Raw genomic sequence first — 17,117 nt, forward strand, 5'->3', positions numbered from 1 at the left:
TGCGTTATCGCCACGGTAACACGGATCCAGGGGTAACGCACGGCGTGATGCGTTAATCTGGTGACATGGGTGCGAGAGCGCGATCAGCCGAGGACAAAGCCCGCAGGTCACAGGACCTCCTGGCGGCCGCGGAATCCGTCGCGCTCGAGCTCGGCGGGATCCGCTTCGTCACCATCGCCGCCGTCACCGAGCGCGCCGGTCTGCACCGAACCGGCGTGCGCCGGTACTACGAGAACAAGGAAGAGTTGCTGCTGGAACTGGCCGAACGCGGCTGGGGCCAGTGGCGTGACGCGGTCAAGAAGGAGACCGGCGTTCGCGGGGACATCAGCCCGATTGAGGTGGCCGGCGTCCTGGTCACGACCATCGCCGGGCTTCCGGTCTTCTGCGACCTGCTGACACACGTCGCGATGCGACTCGAAGGCGACGTCGACATCGAACGCGCCCGCCGCTACAAGACCAACGCCACTGCCGCACACGACGAACTCGTGGCGACGCTCGTCGCCGCCGGCAGCATGAACACGGGGCAGATCAAGACTCTGGTCGCGACGACCATCTCGCTCGCCGCCAGCCTCTGGCAGGTCTCACACCCCACCCCGACCCTGGCAGCACTCTACGAGCAGGTACCAGAATGGGGACACATCGCACTGGACTTCGAGTCCCGGCTCGCCCTCATCGTCCAGGCCACTGCACTGGGCCTCACCCAGATCGCGCCGGAGAAGGCGGCAGGGCCGCCGCACGCGTGAGGCGCGGCCGCCGAGCCAGCCTGCTCGGGCGCTCAGTCCGAAGACTCGGCCTGCGGGTACGGGCTCGCCGCGGCGAGCCCGTACCCGCAGGCCGAGTCGGGGTGGGTCAGCCCAGTTCGGTCAGGATCTCGGCCGTCTCGCGGACTTCCGCGATCATCGGGAAGATCGTCTGCACCGAGTGCGCGTGGGCTGCCGGGTTGGCGTCCGCGACGGCATCGCGGGCGATGAGCACGTTGTAGCCGTACTCGTGAGCGAAGCGGGCCGTGCTCTCCACCCCGATGCTGGTGGCGATGCCGCACAGCACGATCTGGGTGATGCCGCGGCCGGCGAGCTGCTCGTGCAGGTCGGTGCTGCCGAAGGCGCCCCAGGTGCGCTTCTGCACGAGGATGTCGTCGGGGTGGGCGCCGAGTTCCGGGCTCAGGTCGGCGAAGTCCGCCGGGAACTCGCCGCCCGCGCGGGAGAAGTCTGCGCGGCCGGGGGCGCCGCCGACGACGGTGACGAGTGCGACCGGGCGGTTCTGGGCCCGGAAGGCGTGGGCGAGGCGCCCGGCGTTCGCCACGACGGCCGCCGCGGTCTCGGCCGGGGGCAGGGCGACGATGCCCTTCTGCAGGTCGATGACGACGAGGGCGGTCGAGGCGTCGAGTGTCACGGTCACGGTTGTTGCCTTTTCTCGTTGTTCTTGCGGTGCGGGGTGGTCAGCTCGCGGCTGGCCGGCTCGCGCGGGCGCGAGCACCGGTCGAGGCGAGGCCGATGGCGGCCACCGCCAGACCGGAGAATGTGAGCACGAGCCAGCCTCCGTGGCTGTCGTGCGCGAAGTGCGCCGGGGTGCTGCGTCCGACGAAGAGGCCCACCACGGCCACGCCGAGCGCGCTGCCGATCTGCCGGCTGGTGGAGGCGATCGAAGCGGCCACGCCGGACTGGTCGGCCGGCAGGCTGGACACCGCGATCGTGGAGATGGGCGGGTTCACCATGCCGAGACCGACGCCCACGACGCCGTACGCGATCAGCAGGTAGACCAGGGAGGTGTCGCGGGCCAGGCCGAGAAGCAGCGCGCAGCCGACCGCGGTGGCCAGACCAGCCACGACCAGGGGGATCGTCGCGCCGCGGCGGGCGACCATCCGGCCGGAGACCGTGCCGAGCACGGCCATGAGCCCGGCCATCGGCAGGAACGTCAGCCCGGCGACCGCGGGGCTCATCCCTCGAGCCTGCTGCAGGTAGAGGCTGCTGAGGAAGGTGAATCCGGCCAGGGCTCCGAACGCCAGCACTGCGATCAGACTGGCGCCGGTCAGCGGCGGACTGCGGAAGAAGCGCACGTCGACCAGCGGCTGCGCCGAGCGCAGCTCCACCACGATGAACAGCGCCACCGCGAGCGCGCAGACGGCGAACGCGCCCAGGATCAACGGCGAGCCGAAGCGCCCGGCTCCCTCGATCATGGCGTAGGTGAGCGTGGCAAGGGCGATCATGAACAGCGCCTGGCCGAGGGGATCCAGCGGCCGGGCCCGGGAGGCCCGGGACTCCCCGACGTAGCGCAGGGTCAGCGCGATCGCGATCAGACCCAGCGGAAGGTTGATCCAGAACACCGACCGCCAGCCGAACGCGCTGACCAGGCCGCCGCCGATGACCGGCCCCAGCCCGACGCTGAGCCCGAACACCGAACCCCAGGTGCCCATGGCCCTGGCCCGCTCGGCGCGGTCGGTCACCGCGTTCGTGATGATCGACAACGCCACCGGGTTGAGCATCGATCCGCCGATCGCCTGCACGACGCGTAGGGCGATCAGCCAGCCGAGCGACGGGGCCAGCGCGCACCCGACGCTGGCGGCGGTGAAAAGCGCGAGCCCGGTCAGGAAGATCCGCCGCCGGCCGAACCGGTCGGCGAGCGAGCCCGAGAGCAGCAGCAAGCAGGCGATCACCAGCGTGTACGAGTCGACCGCCCACTGCAGGCCGGAGACCGAGGCGTGCAGGCTCGCGCGGATCGTCGGCAGCGCGACGTTGAGCGTGGTGTTGCTGATCCCGGTCACGAACACACTCAGACAGCAGGCCGTGACGAGCAGTCGCGGGTGGTGCACTCCCGGCCGACGTATGGCGGCGACCGTGGAGCTAGTTGCAAACATGTAATCATTGATAACATACAACTAGTTCGATTCGCGAAACCGTCCGCTTCACGAGGACCGCGGCATGGGAGCATGAGGCGTGGACGACGAGGAGAAAGCCGCCGCTTGGCGGGCGCTGCGCGCCTACGTCAAGGCCCAGGACCGGGCCCGCGAGCTCCGCGAGACCGTGGGGATCGGACGCGGCAGCGGCCGGGTGACGACCCTGACCCTGCTCGAGCAGTCCCCCCGCACACCCGCCGAACTGGCCCGGCTCCTCGACGTCGACCGCTCGCACGTCACCGTCATCCTCAACACCCTCGAGGAGCGCGGCTACATCACCCGCGATGTGCACCCGGAAGACCGGCGGCGCAAGGACATCACCCTCACTCAGGCCGGCCGTGACGTGGTACGCCGCGTACACGACGTGATCGACCGCCCTCCCGGCGGATTCGACCGGCTGACACCCCAAGAGCTCACGACCCTGCACGGGCTTATCGGTAAGCTGACCACAGAATCCGAAGGCTGATAGCAGCCGCCCGCTCGGGGCGGTCAGACCCGGCCGATGGTCACAGTGCGCGTTCCCTCGGCGAAATCGCCGAAAGACTGCTCCCAGCTCTCGCTGGGCCAGAAGTACGTCACCCGGCCCTCGGTCGGCCGGTAGCGCGCCGTGTAGATCGTTCCCAGCCACTTGTCATAGTCGCTCAGGTACAGAGGCGGCTTGAGTGCTGCCTCGACATCCGTGCCGGCGCGGCGAATCGCGCTCAATCGCTCCTGGGTTCTGGAGGACTGCTCCTGCTCGTCGGGTACGGCAAGGTGCTGATGATTGGCTGCGCAGGCGTCGGGCGCCCGGGTCACCGGGATGTCGGGCCCAGTGAATACCGTGGCGGCGCTGTTGCGATCGACGAAGGTGACGTTCTGCGGGATCCCGATCGGTATCGATGAGAGTCTGTCGATGGCCTGATCGACGGTGTCGCAGGTCTCGAGCAGGTAGCGCATGACGATGGGGATGGCGAACCCGGGTCCGTGGACGAAGCGTCCGCCGAAGGTGAGCGAGGCCGCAAGCCCGGCGTCGTTCATACCGTCCAGCAGGCCCCAGAGTGCTTCCTGCATACCGATCACCGGGCGCAGGAAGTCGGAGCGGACGATGGCGCCTTCGCAACCTTCCGGGCTGAGATCGTAGTTGCGGAGCAGGGTGCCGTCGGAGCCGATCTGCATGCATCCCGAGAAAAAGGGCCGCAGGTTCGCGTGCGTGAGGAAGGTGCTGCCGCCGGGCGTGTCCAACTGGCCGGCGAGCCGGTCGAGTACGGGGACGAGTTCCGGCATATGTTCCTCGAACAGCCGTCGGGCACGGATCTCGCCGTCCGCCGTTCGGCTCTCCTCGCTCATCCAGCCCTCGGCAATGGGCCACAAGGCCTGCGCGTGCGCAGCCCAGCGGCCATCGTCACCGCTGCCGACATCCAGGGCGTGGAAGGTCATCGTCCGCAAGCTCACGGTTTACCGCCCCCATGGAAGCCGAATGAGTCATCTACACCCTACAGAAATTCTAGGTCTGATATCTCTGCTCAACTACTCAGCTGGATGCAGATGCCTGCACAACGCGGATCCCGGTCGCGCCGCGAGCAATCAGCGGCCTGTGTTCGACACAGGAGAAGGCGCACAGAACGCGGCGAGCTCGTCCTGCCACCCCTGCGGCGGCACGGAACCCGCCGCGAGCCCGACCCGCACACCGCCGATCCCGGTCCGGCTGCTGACGGTCACGTCGACGGTGCTCGCGTTGGCGTCCGCGCCCGCCTTGGTTCCCGCACTTGCGTTACCGCTGGCGTGGGCGTCCTTGTCAGCGCCGGCGGCCGCAGTCGAGGAAGCCGTGCGCTCACAATCGAAAACGCCGTTCAGGGCGAGCGTCGTCGGCTTCCCGACCGGCAGCGGAACATTGACCGGATAGAAGTCGAGACTCAACCCTGGCTGGCTGACCTGCAAGAACTCCACCGTGACCGGTGCGGGCCCGTTGTCGACCAAGGTGAGGCTCATGTTGAGCCCATAACTGAAGATCACAGGCTGATAATGGTCGCCCACAACGGCCAGCGAGTACCGATCCCGTGCACGCTCCTGCGCCGAGCGAACCCCCTGTTCCAGCGCGACCGACCCGGCCGCCAGCGCCAGCACCCCCGCCGCCAGCCCCACCCGGGCCCGCCGCGGCATCCGCGCCCACCGCGACATGCGGTGCCCCCGCACCACCTCCGCCCCCGCCGCCTCGCCGCTCTGAAGCGCCTCGTCCCACGCTGCAGCGTCCAGCCCCTCGTCCTCGTCCTCGAACTCGATCGAGAACCCCGGCTGCTGCTCATCGTCCCGGCCGCGTATCCATGCCACGTTCCGATAATGCCCGCCTCGCCGGCCGAAATCCACGTCGACCGCTCCACCAACCGTCGCAATGCGCTGTTGGCAACGGCTTGCAGCTAGGATCATGCCAACGAGAGCGCCTGCAGCGGGCGATCCAGGGCACGCGAGGGGCCTTCCGTGGGGGCTGGGGAAGTAAGCCGGGCGGCCGAGCGGGTTGAGCGTGCTGAGGCTGCGCGCACGGAACTTGCGCGCAGCAGTGCCGCTATCGGCTCCGCTCAGCTTGAGCACGCGGCCACGCACCTCGCGAACGCGATGGCGTTGGCTCCCGACGACCCCCGGGTATACGCAGTGCTTGAGGAGTTGGCGGCAGCGGCCGGATCGCGCACCGCAGCCCGCGAGTACTTCAAGGCCAAGAGCGGCGATATTCCCGCTCAGAATGCAGCATTGATCACCGCCCTGATCGCGGGCGATGACGACTATGCGAAGGCAGTACCTCTCCTCGGCCAGCTGGTCGCGATCGAGCCCGCGCTCCCCTGGGCGGGCGCGGCATGGTTCGGTACACACCTAGCCGATGTGCTGTCCCCTCGCGCCGTGGCGCACGCGGTCAAAGCGATCTTCGATGCCGTCGGGTACCCGGACGATCCCGCCGTGCGCGCGGCGCTGCGCCCGTGGTTGGGACTCGCGCGCGCCGCCGCGGCGCGACCGGACGCTGACGCCGGAGTACTTTGTTCGCTTTCGGACGCCGCCCGGCGCCTCGACGCGGCATCCGAGGCCGTCGCCTGGTGTGAGAAGGCGGTACGCCTCGACCGCAAGGCCGGAATCCGCTCGCCCAACAGCCTGATCAAGCTGGGGTTCGCACAACGCGACGCCGGCGCCCTCGCACCCGCCGCCAAAACGCTGGAGGCGGGTGTGGCTCTCGCGCCCGACAACGCAGAACTGCACCTGGACCTGGCAGACCTGGCCTTCGACCGAAGTGACTTCACCACCTCGCTGCGCTGGGCCGAACGCGCGGCTGCGCTCGACCCCGACTCCATCGAAGCCCGTGGTGCGGTCCTGTCCGCGAAGGCTCGGGCGAGCCTCGCCGCTCACGACGGCTTCCTGCGCGACGCCGAGGCCATCGCCGAACTCTTCCACCTCGCCACCGTCCACCCGCAGATCCCGTATCTGCGCACTCTCATGGCCAGGACGTGCCAGGCCGTGCCCTGGCTTGGCCTTGTGCCACCGCCTAAAGAAGCCATCGCCGCCAGCCCGAAAAACGGCGTCGTGCGCATCAACGAGGTCCACATGATGGCGTTGGAGGCGCCCAGCGCGATTCACGCCTTCCGCACGCGCCACCCGGAGGCGAGGATCACCGTCGGCGAGACTCCGGAACCGGACCTGCGCACGGCATGCAGCACGAAGTACGGACCGCCACTGTGGACCTACCAAGGCACCTCGGCTGTGCCCGCTATTCCACCGCCCGACGCGGCCGCCGTCAGCCTGCTCGCACCTCTGGTCATCGGCATCTGGGGTGAACCGCTGGCGGCGTACGAACATGTAGCACCGCTCGGCGCGCTCAGCGAGCAGGACCTACTCGCCCTGCTCGCCCACGTACCGCCGCCTGACGAGAGGGCCCGCCGCCTCGACACGGTCACCGGCCTGTACTCGAACCGAGTGTCCCAGGCCTGGCTGTGCATCGGCATCCTCCACCACCGCCCGCAGGAGCCCTGGACCGATTCGGCTCGCCGCAGGCTTCTCCTGCGGCTGCTGCACGGCCCGGAGGACTGGACAGTCGACGCCGCCGCATTCGCGCTGTGCATCGCCGCATGGATAACACCGCAACACCGCTCGGACATCGCTGAGCAACTCGCCGAACGCTACCGATTCACTGCCCGCGCTGTCGGGCACCGCTACAGCGCCCTCCACGACTTCCTCGCAGCAGTCGTACTCATGTGCCCCGGCATGGATCCGAGCATCGTGGCACTCGCCGAATCGAATCTCGCCGCCATCCTCAAAGCCCACATCAAGGCCGCACCCGCCAAGCGAGGCTTCATCCGCCGCCTGACCCGCCAAGGCATCTCCGTCGCGCCCGACTAACCGACTAGGTTCTGAAACTCCTACAGATCGCCAGGTGGCCGGTGGTGCCGTCGGCGAAATGATCATCCACGGCACGACGCCTGAGCCACGGCACCGAGCTCATAGCTTTCCCCGCACACGGATCATCCGGTGGCCGTCGAGCACCTGGGCGAGGTCGTCGACGAAGCCGGCGGCCAAGTCGGGCCAGTCCCAGAACTCGAAGCCCAGATAGCCGAACGCGAAGTAGTCATCCGCCCACCGCCACGCGCGGAGATCTGAGTTCTGCCCGCAGCTCTGGCAGGCGACGCTCGCCTCGCCAGTCTCGTACCAGAGGTCGATCGCCGCACTGCGCAGCAGGCGATCGGCCGTGTCGAGCTCGGGCTCTGCGTCGCTGATTCGGCCGCCGACCGTGCGGAACGCTGCGGCGGATATGTGCGCGCGCGCCGCCTTCTCCGTCGCGCCGAGCTCCATCAGGTCCCTGGCCGACGCGTGGAGCGTGGCGACCGCCCGGCCCCACTCGAGGGCGCCCGCGTGGATCAGCGCGGTGCCGCGGTCTACCTCCGACAGGCCGTCAGAGTCGGAGACCTCGAGGTAGCCGGCCCGAGCGTCGCGGAACGCGCTGAGCGCGCTGACCGTGTCGCCCGCCGCGTAGTGGTGGCGAGCGATCGTGTGGAGGGTGTCGGCCGCGAGACGCGCGGAACTGTGCACACGCAGCAGCTCGAACAACTCGGCCTCCCTCGCGCGTGCGTTCGCGCCGGCTCCGCTGCGGAGCAGGTGGTTGATCTCCCCGGCGAGGACGTCGCAGCGTTCCTTCCAGCCCTCGGCCTTTCCGGACTGGGCGGAGTGTCCAGACCATCCGCCCTGGCCGGTACCCGTCGTCGAGCCCTGATCGCTCACGATCCCTCCCGAGGCGATACGCCCGCTTTCTGCGCCATCGTGCCCAGGGTAACGTCTCGGGCATGGACCTCGTTCGGCCCAGGTAGTAGTCGTAGCCGCACTGAATGATCCATCACGTGATAGCCGCCCGCCCGGCTGGCGCGCTGCGCCGCGATCGTGTACCTATCTGGCATGCCCATGCAATCCGGCGATGGATCCGCGACACCGTTCGCCGCGTCCTCGACGCCCGCCTCGCCCACGTCCTCGACCGCAGCGTCCATCATCCTCGTCGGAGGTGGAAAAGCCCAGCTGAGCGAGCCCGCCGCGGCCCGTGATCTGTATGTCAGCCCGCTGTTCGCGCGCCGGCGGGCCCGGGCCGAGGCGAGCGGGGTGCCGTGGTTCGTCGTCAGCGGCCGCTGGGGGCTGCTCGCGCCCGACGACGTCCTCGCGCCCCACTCCTTCTCCCTTGCCCAGCAAACGGTGAACTATCAGCGAGCGTGGGGCCGCTTCGTGGCCGAGCAGCTCTGCCTGGTCAGCTCGATCGGCCGCGGCGACGTCGTCGAGATCTTCGCCAGTGCCGCCTACGCCACTGCGCTCACGTCCCCGATCGAGTACCTCGGCGCCCGGGTACGCCGGGTAGCCGTGGATGCGGGCTCTTCGACGGACAATGCATGTTAGGACGAGTTGTTCGGATAGGCGGATGGACTTTGCAGAGATCATCATCGACGGGCCGATCCCGGTCGATCGCGATGACATCGAAGACGGCCTGAACGAGGTGTTCGAGGGCGTCGGGGAGATCATCGGGGCCGGAACCGGCATGGGGATCTCCGATCTGGCTCTGGAAGTGGAGCCGGACCGGGTCGGCCGTGCGGATGCGCTGAACCGGGTCTTCTCGGTCCTGGGCTCGTTCGACGTGGGCGACTCGGTGCGCGTGCGGCCGGGCGACAGAGAGGTCTGGTACCGGCTCGGCGAGTGGAAGCGCGGCGAAGCGTCCTAGGATCGGGACGGCCGCTCCAGCGCCGGGCTCGCGTACGGGGTCTCTTGGGCGGCGAGCAACTCGTCACCGCGTTTGGAAATTTGGCCTTCGCCGGTCTCGATCCAACGTCCGCGGTCCCTCACATCGCCTCGGCGGCTACGCTGCCGGTTTCCACGGATCCTGCCCCCCACTACGTCGCTCGGTACGGCAGCGGACAACTGCTCGATTGGCCGCCCAGTACCAGGCGCGACCCGGTAGACGACGTCGGACGGGTGCGTCAGCGCGAGGGCGTCGGCGGTGCTCAACCCGCCCAGGTGCTTGAGTAACATCCGGCCGATCATCTCGTGTGAGACCAGCAGCGGCCGCCGCGCGCCGCTCGCGGCAACCTGCGCGAGTGCCCGGGCGGCGCGGGCATCGGCATCCTGATAACTCTCCCCGCCCGGGAACCGATAGCCGTAGCGGTCACAGTCCCTCGCCGCAGCGAAGCCCGGATACGCCGCCTCCACCTCATCGGGCAGCAGGCCGGACAGGGCACCGTGGTCGATCTCGGCCAGGTCGTCGCACACCGAGACCGGAAGACCCAGTGCCTCGGCGAGGATCCCGGCCGTCGTGCGGGCCCGCCCCAACGGGCTCGCGAAGACCGCGTCCACCGGCTCGCTCGCCAACAGCGCGGCGTTCGCCCGCGCCTGCGCATTGCCCAGCTCCGTCAACGGCGAATCCAACCGCCCCTGCCTCCGGCGGACGGCATTCCACTGCGTCTGGCCATGCCGCGCCAGGTAGACCGCCTCGAACTCGATACTCGTCACACCAGCGTTCTACCGCGGCCACGGCCGTCGGCTCCATCGGATTTCCCACAGGCGCGACGGCCGGCCGCCCGCGTCACGGCTTTTCAGGACCGCGATACGGCAGTGTCTGGCGGTAGACGACGTTGGTGGTCGTGCTTCCGAAGCCGGCCAGTTCGTCCATGAGCTTCTCGAGGTGCTCCATCGAGGTGGCCGCGACCTTCAGCGTGTAGCAGTCCTCCCCCGTGGTACGCAGGCACTCGAGCACCTCGTGGCGCTCGGCGAGCAGTCGGCGAAGCGGTTGGTGGTGGTTGCCCGGGTATTTCAGCCGGACCACGGCCAGCACGGGATAGCCGATCTTCTCCAGGTCGACGACGGCGTGATAGCCGGTGATCACGCCGAGCGCCTCGAGGCGGCGGACCCGCTCGGCGGTCGCCGAGGCGCCGAGTTGCACGCGCCGTCCGAGCTCGCTGATCGACAGGCGCGCGTCGGCTTGCAGCTCCCGTATCAGTGCCCAGTCGATCTCGTCGAGATTCACGGTCATGAGACGACATTACCGGGGAATCCATGGTCGATGACCGGATAGGCCGCGAGAAAGTGGTTCACTGCGCGGTCGCCACCGGGATAGCCTCCTGCTCATGCACCTCGGCGTGAACGTACCGAACTACGGACCGGGGACCGATCCAGGCGTGCTGCGCGAGTGGGCGCGAGTCGTCGAAGGGCTCGGTTTCGATCTGCTGATGCTCTCCGACCACATCGCCGTCACCCCGGATGTGGCGGTGCGCTATCCGGAGCGCTTCTTCGAACCCTTCACCACGTTGTCCTGGCTCGCCGGCAGCACGAGCCGGATCAAGCTGGGTACCACCGTGCTCGTGTTGCCGTACCGGCACCCGCTTCTGACGGCTCGTATGGCCGGCAACCTCGACGAGCTCAGCGGCGGCCGGTTCGTGCTCGGCGTGGGTGTCGGTGGGGCGAAGCAGGAGTTCGCCGCGCTCGGCGTCCCCTTCGCCGAGCGCGGTCGGCTGACTGACGAGTGCCTGCTGTCGCTGCGGCAGGCGTGGGGTGCCGGGTCTTCGATTCCCATCTGGGTCGGGGGCAACAGTCCGGCGGCGATCCGCCGCGCCGAGCGCTTCGGCGACGCCTGGCACCCCCTGCGCGTCACCCTGCCCTTCCTGCGCGAGACCGTCGCCAACCGCGCCCTGCCCGGGCTGGCGCCGCGCATCGCCTTCCAGCTGGGCAGCGCGCCGGTTCACGATCCCGAGAGACCGGCCGGCACCGGCGACCTGGAGCAGATCCTTGACGATCTCCGCCAGCTTCAGCTGTTGGGAGCTGAGACCGTCGTGCTCGATCCCCCCCATGGGGATCCCGAGGAGACGCGACGGCCGGAAGAGGCTTGGCGGGCCCTGACCACCGTGGCCACTCAATGGAGGACGCAATCGTGATCACCCCCGCCGATGAGGCACTGCTGCGACGCGCGATCGCCATCGCGGCGACCGCCGTCACCCTCGGCGACGCGCCCTACGGATCGCTGCTGGCCGATCCTGCCGGAAAGATTCTCGCCGAGGCACACAACACGGTTGTGCGCGATGACGACATCACGGCCCACCCTGAGCTCAAGCTCGCCCGATGGGCGGCACGCGAACTCGACGCCGAGACCGCCTCACGCACGACGATGTACACCAGTTGCCAGCCATGCGGCATGTGCACCGGCGCGATCGCGCGCTCCGGACTCGTTCGCGTCGTCTACGCGCTGGCCACGGACCAGCTGATCGCATTGAACCCGGGCTCGGATTGGCCGGTCGTACCGCACGAGGGGCCCGCCTTGTTCGAGGAGGCGCGCGTTCCCATCGAGCGGCACTACCGGCCGTGAAACGTGGACATGCCTAGGACCCCGGCGAGCACTACAGTTTCCGCCGTCGGTTCATGCCGTGTCGCTCGACGCGGCACTAGGGGGGATGTGCCATGGAGTCATCTGAGAAGAACGCCTGGCGGATACCGGGGCTCCTGGGTCTGCTCATCGCGGTGGTGTGTCTGGTGGTCCCGCCACTCGGCTTGTTCATGTTCAGGAGCCTGGTGGTGCTGCAGCCGAACGAAGCCGTCGTGCTCACCCGGCTGGGCAAGTATTCGGGGACGTTGCGCAGGGCGGGCTGGCACGCCGTCAACCCGCTGGCGCAGAAAGTGCACGTCTCGCTGAAGATCCGCACGAACGACAGCGAGTTCCAGAAGGTCAACGACATGGACGGCAATCCCATCGAGGTCTCCGCGATGGTCGTCTGGCAAGTGCACGACACGGCGAAAGCAGTGTTCGACGTGCACGACTACCACGACTTCGTCGAGCTGCAGACTCAGGCCGCCTTGCACCACACCGCGAGCCGGTTTCCGTACGACAGCCACGGGCAGGAGCGTCTCTCGCTCAGCGGCGACCCGGGCACCGTGGCCGACGCGCTCCGCACGGAACTCGGGTCGCGTCTCGCCGCGGCGGGAATCGTGGTCACGGACGTGCGCCTGCGCCGCATCGCCTACGCGCCCGAGGTCGCCGGCAACATGCTGCGACGTCAGCAGGCCGGCGCCGTCGTCGGGGCGCGCTCCAAGATCGTGGAGGGTGCGCTCGGCATGATCGACGCCACGCTCGCGCACCTGAGCGAAGGCAGCGGCGTCGTCCTCGACGACAACCACAAGGCGAAGCTGGTCTCCAATCTCCTGGTCGTGCTCTGCAGCGAGCAGCACGTCCAGCCGGTACTCAACACCGGCTCGTCCAGCATCGACTGAGCCCGCGGCGGACCGGCGGCTCAGCACACCGCCGGTTCAGCTGCGCTCGATCAGTCCGTCCTGCAGGGTCAGCACCTCGTCGGCCAGGTCGAGCAGGGTCAGGTCGTGGGTGGCGACGAGGGCGGAGATGCCCTCGCTGCGCACGACGGTCTTGAGCAGGCGCATGATCAGGCGCGCGGTGTCGGCGTCGAGCTGGCCGGTGGGCTCGTCCGCGATCAGGACCTTGGGGCGGCCGGCCAGGGCGCGGGCGATGGCCACGCGCTGCTGCTGGCCGCCGGAGAGCTCGCCGGGGCGCTGGGCGGCGTGCTCGGCCAGGCCGGTGATCTCCAGCATCAACTCGACCCGCTCCCTGCGCTCTGCGCGCGGGAGGCCGGCGATGCGCAGCGGGACGCTGACGTTCTCGGCCGCGGAGAGGACGGAGATCAGGCCGAAGGACTGGAAGATGAAGGCCACGTCCGTTCTTCTGAGCCTGAGCCTTTCGCTCTCGCTCATCTTCGTCACGTCGCGTCCGGCGATATGCACGGTCCCGCTGGTCGGGCGGTCGAGGCCGCCGACGATGTTGAGCAAGGTGGTCTTGCCGGAGCCGGAGCGGCCTCGGACGGCGACCAGCTTTCCCGGCTCGGTGCGGAAATCCACGCCGCGCAGGGCGGCCACTTGCGTGTTGCCGCTGCCGTAGACGCGGGTAATGCCCTGAACCTCGATCGCGGCGGTCGTCAGGGCGGTCGGTTCAATCACCGTCGCGCTCCCCGGCCTGCCCGTCGAGACCCTGCTCGCCGAGGCTCTGCTCGCCGACGCCCTGCTCCGGGCGCGTCTGACCCGGCCACACGCCGACATGGTCCGCCTCCTCTTCCAACCGGACCCGGTCGCGCATCTGAAGCCTCCTGATCATCGCGGCCGGCATCTGCAGGCGGCCCGCCCGGTCGAGAACGGCGTACTCCACGGCGTGGCGCACTTCCTCGCCGTCGTCACCGGTCACCGTGTGGCGCAGCGTCTCCGTGCTCGTACGCCCGTCCCGGATCGCCACCGTGCGGTCGACCTGGCCGGCCACCATGTGGTCGTGGGTGACGATCAGGACCGTGACGCCGAGTTCCGCGTTCATCGTGCGCAGGGCGCCGAACACGTCGGCGGCGGTCTTCGTGTCGAGCTCGCCGGTGGGCTCGTCGGCCAGCAGCAGCGTGGGGCCGTTCGCGCACGCGGTGGCGATGGCGACGCGCTGCTGCTCGCCGCCGGACATCTGGTGCGGGCGGCGGTCGCGGCAGTAGGCCACGCCGAGCATCTCCAACAGTTCGTCCGCCCGGGCGTTGCGCTTCCTTCTTCCCGTGCCGGAGAAGCGCATGGGCAGCGCGGCGTTCTGCCGGGCGGTGAGGTAGGGCACCAGGTTCCTCGCGGTCTGCTGCCAGACGAATCCGACCGTCTTGCGGCGGTAGTCCAGCCAGGCGGCGCCGCGCATCGCCGCCACGTCCCTGCCGTCCACGCGCAGGCTGCCCGCGGTGGGGCGGTCCATTCCGCCGAGGATGTTGAGCAGGGTGGATTTGCCGCTTCCGGACGCGCCGACCAGGGCGAGCAGTTCGCCTCGCTTGACCAGCAGGTCGAGGCCTTGGAGGGCTTGGACCTCCACTCCGTCCGCGGTGTAGATGCGCACGAGTTGATCGCACACGACGAGGGCGTCCTCGCCGTAGCCCTCCCTGCCCGCACGCAGTTCGCTGCGGATCTGGTCGAGGCCGGCCGCCTCGTGGATCGCGAGTTTTCCGTCTTCGCGTACTGTCATGATCGATCGCCTACTCTCAGGGCCGTGGCGACGCCGCGGCGGCGGCTGAGTGCGGCATGGCCGAGCAGGGCGAGGGCCGCGGCGGCCGCGATCGCCGCGCTCGCTTCGGCGAGGGCGCCGAGGTCGAAGACCCTGGGGGCGGGCGCCGGGGTGCCGCTGAAGGCGGCGAGGTCGAGCGCGGGACCGATCAGGGCGCTGATGGCGACCGAGCCGATCACGCCGCCGATCAGGCTGACGATCACGGGTGGCAGTTGCTCGGTGAGCACGAGCAGGTCCAGCCGGGAGCGGCTCAGGCCCATGGTGGCCAGGCGGTTCATGCCGGCGGCGCGGGCGGGGCCCTGCAGCGACAGGCTCACCGCGAGGGCGGCCACGCAGCAGGCCAGCGCGATGCCGATGCCGAGGTCGAAGAGCCCGAAAACGCCGCTCTGCATGGGGGCGTCGGTCAGCGCGGCCAGCGCCGTGGCGCGCTGCGTGATCTGCGCGCCGGGGACGCGGCTGAACGTCGCGGCCAACCGTCGCGCGTCGATATCGCCGTCGAGCATGACGATCGAGGCGCCCGGCGGGCTCTTGAACGCCCACACCGGGATGATCACGAAGGTGTCGACGGATGGAAGGGCCGCCGTGTCCGCGACGGTACCGATGGATTTAAGCGTCAGGGTACTGCCGAAAAGGTCGAGTTTGACCGTCTTCGCGCCCATGGCCGCGGCCAGTGCCGGAGAGATGATGACGGGCGTCGGCGCGCCGGACTCTGTCCGCGTGTGCGGCAGGGCGAGCTTGACGCCGGTAAAGGCCTGATAAGCGGCGGGATCGACGACCAGCACGGTGAACTGCCCCGCGTACGCGTCGTTTCCGGAGATCTCCGCGCTGTACGCGCTCACGCTTCGGGTGACACCGGGCAGCGCCTCGGCCTGATCGACCACGTTCGCCGGGACGGTCGTGCCGAGCCCGCCGACCCTGACCGTGTCGTCGGCTCCGACCGCCTGCCATGAGGCGTTGACCTCGGCGGCGCTGATGCTGCCGCGGATCGTGGAGCCCATGGCGATCACGGCGAAGGCGAGAATCAGCGCCGCGCTCGGCAGAAGCGTGGCGGTGGAGGAGCGAGACGCCCGGGCCAGGCCGACGAAGGCCACCGCGCCGCGGGCGAACGCGGCCAGCTTGGTCAGTGCCCTGACGACAGGCGGCCCGAGGTGCAGCAGGATGAGCGCGATGGGGACGGCTGCGAGAAGCGGAGCGGACCCGACCAGTGCGTTGTCTGAGGCCTGAGACGTGTCGAAGCGCAGCGCTACCACTGAGCCGACGCAGACTACGATGATGGCCGCCGTCAGCGCGATCCGTCGCGCCCGGCAAACGCGGCCGGCGCTGCGATCCTGGTGGCCCACCGTGTGGCCGCGCGGGACGCGGCCGTGGGTGTGCACGGCCAGCACCGCAGGTCCGAGCAGCGCCAACGCGCCGGTGAATACTGCCGGCAGCCACGAGTCTCCGTGCGCCAGCAGCGTCACCGCAATCACGCAGGGGACTGATATCAGCCCTGCGCGTGCCGCCTCGGCCGCGAGCGCGCGTCTCGATGCGCCGCGGGCTCGCATCATCGCCAGTTCGTTGGTTCGACGCTCGGCCACCAGCCGGATGCACAGCAGGATCAGGATGACGCCGAGGACCTCCAGCGACGTCGTCACCAGCGAGAGCAGCGTCGCGATTTGCGACTGCTGCTTGACGAACGCGCCGACTGTGGCGGCGGGGCCGACGTTGAGGTGGATCAGGACGTCCCGGAGTTGGCCGGTACCCTCGACCGGACCCACCAGGACGGCGCTGATCTGCGACTGGGCCTGTTGGAGGGCGGCGGACAGGGTTGCGGCGCGATCGGCGGTGACCTTGGACAGGTCGAGCGAGGTGACCGTCTGAAGGGTCGTGTTCGTCTCGGCCTGTGCCGAGACGAGCGCCTTCGCGGCCTGCGGCGCGACGAACATCATCGCGTTCTGGTACAGCGTGTTCGGAACCGGGCCGTCGGCGTCGAGGTACGGCGTGACGGTGCCGGGATCCGTGGTCCAGTAGGCGCTTCGGGCATCGGTGGGTTCGAATATGCCCGTGACGGTGAGCTCGAGGGTGCCGGCGGTGCTGCTCTTGACCTTGAGCACGGAGCCGACGTGCGCGTGCGCCGAGGTAGCAGTGGCCTCGGAGATGGCGACGTCGAACGCGGCCGATGCATGGGCGCTCGGCGCCCTCGATGCCTGCGGCAGGCTGCCGGAGATCAGGTGCAGCGGTGCGAGCGTGTCGCGGCAGACGAGCCAGGTGACGTCGGGTAGCTTCGAGCCCGGCACGGAGATCACGCCGGCGTTCGCCGACAGGCCGATCCAGTTGCCCGACGCCGTGCCGACCGGGAGCCCGAGTCCGGCGATAGTCCGATTGAGCGATTCCTTGATCTGGCTGAGAGTGTAAGCGCTCAGCGGCTGCAACGGAGCGTCGTAGAGGGCCCCTTCGACGTCGGAGAGGCTCTGCTGCGAAGTGACCGACTGCTCGAGCTGAGCGGACGTGCTCAGCGCGTGGCGCAGGGCCGAGGTCTCGATCGTGTTGGTCCGATGCGCGGCGTCGAGAGCGACGAAGGTTCCGGCGCTTGCGACCACGGCGAGGAGCAGCGCCGGAGCGATCGCGCTGCCGGCGAGGACGGAGAGAGCGGTCACGATCGCCGCGAGGGCGCCGCGCAGGCGGCCGAAAATGGACGTCACG

18 protein-coding genes are annotated in these 17,117 nt (G+C 69.3%); 8 read left to right on the forward strand and 10 right to left on the reverse strand.

The genetic code is table 11. The annotated features are described in order from the left end of the window. The first annotated feature begins 65 nt into the window (after positions 1–65). On the forward strand, positions 66–743 hold the full coding sequence (locus tag ACTRO_RS08315) for a TetR family transcriptional regulator (RefSeq protein WP_034262540.1): 678 nt from the start codon (positions 66–68) through the stop codon (positions 741–743). 106 nt (positions 744–849) lie between these two features. On the opposite strand, the gene ACTRO_RS08320 is transcribed toward ACTRO_RS08315, so the two are convergent. Together ACTRO_RS08320 and ACTRO_RS08325 are read right to left on the reverse strand one after the other, a co-directional pair. Then, positions 850–1,398, reverse strand: coding sequence for an isochorismatase family protein (locus ACTRO_RS08320; protein ID WP_034262543.1), 549 nt, complete (start codon positions 1,396–1,398; stop codon positions 850–852). A gap of 40 nt (positions 1,399–1,438) precedes the next feature. Continuing rightward, the gene (locus ACTRO_RS08325) at positions 1,439–2,854 is read right to left on the reverse strand and encodes an MFS transporter (protein WP_051450509.1); all 1,416 of its coding nucleotides are present in this window, start codon (positions 2,852–2,854) and stop codon (positions 1,439–1,441) included. Between the two features lie 79 nt (positions 2,855–2,933). On the opposite strand from ACTRO_RS08325, the gene ACTRO_RS08330 reads away from it, so the two are divergent. After that, positions 2,934–3,359, forward strand: coding sequence for a MarR family winged helix-turn-helix transcriptional regulator (locus tag ACTRO_RS08330; RefSeq protein WP_051450510.1), 426 nt, complete (start codon positions 2,934–2,936; stop codon positions 3,357–3,359). 23 nt (positions 3,360–3,382) lie between these two features. On the opposite strand, the gene ACTRO_RS08335 is transcribed toward ACTRO_RS08330, so the two are convergent. Both ACTRO_RS08335 and ACTRO_RS08340 read right to left on the reverse strand, forming a co-directional pair. Further along, a complete protein-coding gene (locus tag ACTRO_RS08335; RefSeq protein ID WP_169739856.1) occupies positions 3,383–4,309 on the reverse strand; it encodes a C45 family autoproteolytic acyltransferase/hydrolase in 927 nt (308 codons plus the stop codon). Positions 4,310–4,456: 147 nt separating this feature from the next. Beyond that, positions 4,457–5,200: a hypothetical protein gene (locus tag ACTRO_RS08340; protein WP_034262548.1), complete on the reverse strand. Its 744-nt coding sequence runs from the start codon at positions 5,198–5,200 to the stop codon at positions 4,457–4,459. A 318-nt stretch (positions 5,201–5,518) separates the two neighbouring features. Between ACTRO_RS08340 and ACTRO_RS08345 the strand changes: the two genes are divergently transcribed. Next, positions 5,519–7,246, forward strand: a complete 1,728-nt coding sequence (locus tag ACTRO_RS08345) for a tetratricopeptide repeat protein (protein ID WP_157435960.1) — start codon at positions 5,519–5,521, stop codon at positions 7,244–7,246. 99 nt (positions 7,247–7,345) lie between these two features. On the opposite strand, the gene ACTRO_RS43035 is transcribed toward ACTRO_RS08345, so the two are convergent. Further along, positions 7,346–8,122, reverse strand: coding sequence for a hypothetical protein (locus tag ACTRO_RS43035; protein WP_051450511.1), 777 nt, complete (start codon positions 8,120–8,122; stop codon positions 7,346–7,348). A 171-nt stretch (positions 8,123–8,293) separates the two neighbouring features. Between ACTRO_RS43035 and ACTRO_RS43040 the strand changes: the two genes are divergently transcribed. Next, on the forward strand, positions 8,294–8,779 hold the full coding sequence (locus ACTRO_RS43040; protein ID WP_157435962.1) for a DUF6884 domain-containing protein: 486 nt from the start codon (positions 8,294–8,296) through the stop codon (positions 8,777–8,779). 22 nt (positions 8,780–8,801) lie between these two features. Continuing rightward, positions 8,802–9,098 carry a hypothetical protein gene (locus ACTRO_RS08360; RefSeq protein WP_034262553.1) on the forward strand — a complete coding sequence of 99 codons (297 nt, stop codon included), beginning with the start codon at positions 8,802–8,804 and terminating at the stop codon, positions 9,096–9,098. Here the strand turns inward: ACTRO_RS08360 and ACTRO_RS08365 are convergent. Both ACTRO_RS08365 and ACTRO_RS08370 read right to left on the reverse strand, forming a co-directional pair. Continuing rightward, on the reverse strand, positions 9,095–9,883 hold the full coding sequence (locus ACTRO_RS08365; protein ID WP_063627948.1) for a histidine phosphatase family protein: 789 nt from the start codon (positions 9,881–9,883) through the stop codon (positions 9,095–9,097). The genes ACTRO_RS08360 and ACTRO_RS08365 overlap by 4 nt on opposite strands. A 73-nt stretch (positions 9,884–9,956) precedes the next feature. Then, a complete protein-coding gene (locus ACTRO_RS08370) occupies positions 9,957–10,403 on the reverse strand; it encodes an Lrp/AsnC family transcriptional regulator (RefSeq protein ID WP_034262556.1) in 447 nt (148 codons plus the stop codon). A gap of 94 nt (positions 10,404–10,497) precedes the next feature. On the opposite strand from ACTRO_RS08370, the gene ACTRO_RS08375 reads away from it, so the two are divergent. The 3 genes from ACTRO_RS08375 to ACTRO_RS08385 all read left to right on the forward strand — a co-directional run bounded on the left by ACTRO_RS08375 (position 10,498) and on the right by ACTRO_RS08385 (position 12,628). Then, the gene (locus tag ACTRO_RS08375; RefSeq protein ID WP_034262560.1) at positions 10,498–11,301 is read left to right on the forward strand and encodes an LLM class flavin-dependent oxidoreductase; all 804 of its coding nucleotides are present in this window, start codon (positions 10,498–10,500) and stop codon (positions 11,299–11,301) included. Continuing rightward, the gene (locus tag ACTRO_RS08380) at positions 11,298–11,729 is read left to right on the forward strand and encodes a nucleoside deaminase (RefSeq protein WP_034273766.1); all 432 of its coding nucleotides are present in this window, start codon (positions 11,298–11,300) and stop codon (positions 11,727–11,729) included. Before ACTRO_RS08375 ends, ACTRO_RS08380 begins: the two co-directional genes overlap by 4 nt. A gap of 92 nt (positions 11,730–11,821) precedes the next feature. Further along, positions 11,822–12,628 (forward strand): SPFH domain-containing protein, encoded by an 807-nt coding sequence (locus ACTRO_RS08385; RefSeq protein ID WP_034262563.1) that lies wholly within the window; start codon positions 11,822–11,824, stop codon positions 12,626–12,628. A 36-nt stretch (positions 12,629–12,664) separates the two neighbouring features. Here the strand turns inward: ACTRO_RS08385 and ACTRO_RS08390 are convergent, their stop codons facing one another. From ACTRO_RS08390 to ACTRO_RS08400, 3 genes are read right to left on the reverse strand one after another with little or no spacing between them, the layout of a single operon-like run. Beyond that, complete coding sequence (locus tag ACTRO_RS08390) at positions 12,665–13,363, reverse strand: ABC transporter ATP-binding protein (protein WP_211244163.1); 699 nt, start codon at positions 13,361–13,363, stop codon at positions 12,665–12,667. Further along, positions 13,356–14,396 carry an ABC transporter ATP-binding protein gene (locus ACTRO_RS08395; RefSeq protein WP_063627949.1) on the reverse strand — a complete coding sequence of 347 codons (1,041 nt, stop codon included), beginning with the start codon at positions 14,394–14,396 and terminating at the stop codon, positions 13,356–13,358. The genes ACTRO_RS08390 and ACTRO_RS08395 overlap by 8 nt, the downstream gene beginning before the upstream one ends. Beyond that, positions 14,393–17,116: an ABC transporter permease family protein gene (locus ACTRO_RS08400; RefSeq protein ID WP_034262566.1), complete on the reverse strand. Its 2,724-nt coding sequence runs from the start codon at positions 17,114–17,116 to the stop codon at positions 14,393–14,395. The genes ACTRO_RS08395 and ACTRO_RS08400 overlap by 4 nt, the downstream gene beginning before the upstream one ends. Between the last annotated feature and the right edge of the window lies 1 nt (position 17,117).

The sequence above is a fragment of the Actinospica robiniae DSM 44927 genome, assembly GCF_000504285.1.
Taxonomy (GTDB): Bacteria; Actinomycetota; Actinomycetes; order Streptomycetales; family Catenulisporaceae; genus Actinospica; species Actinospica robiniae.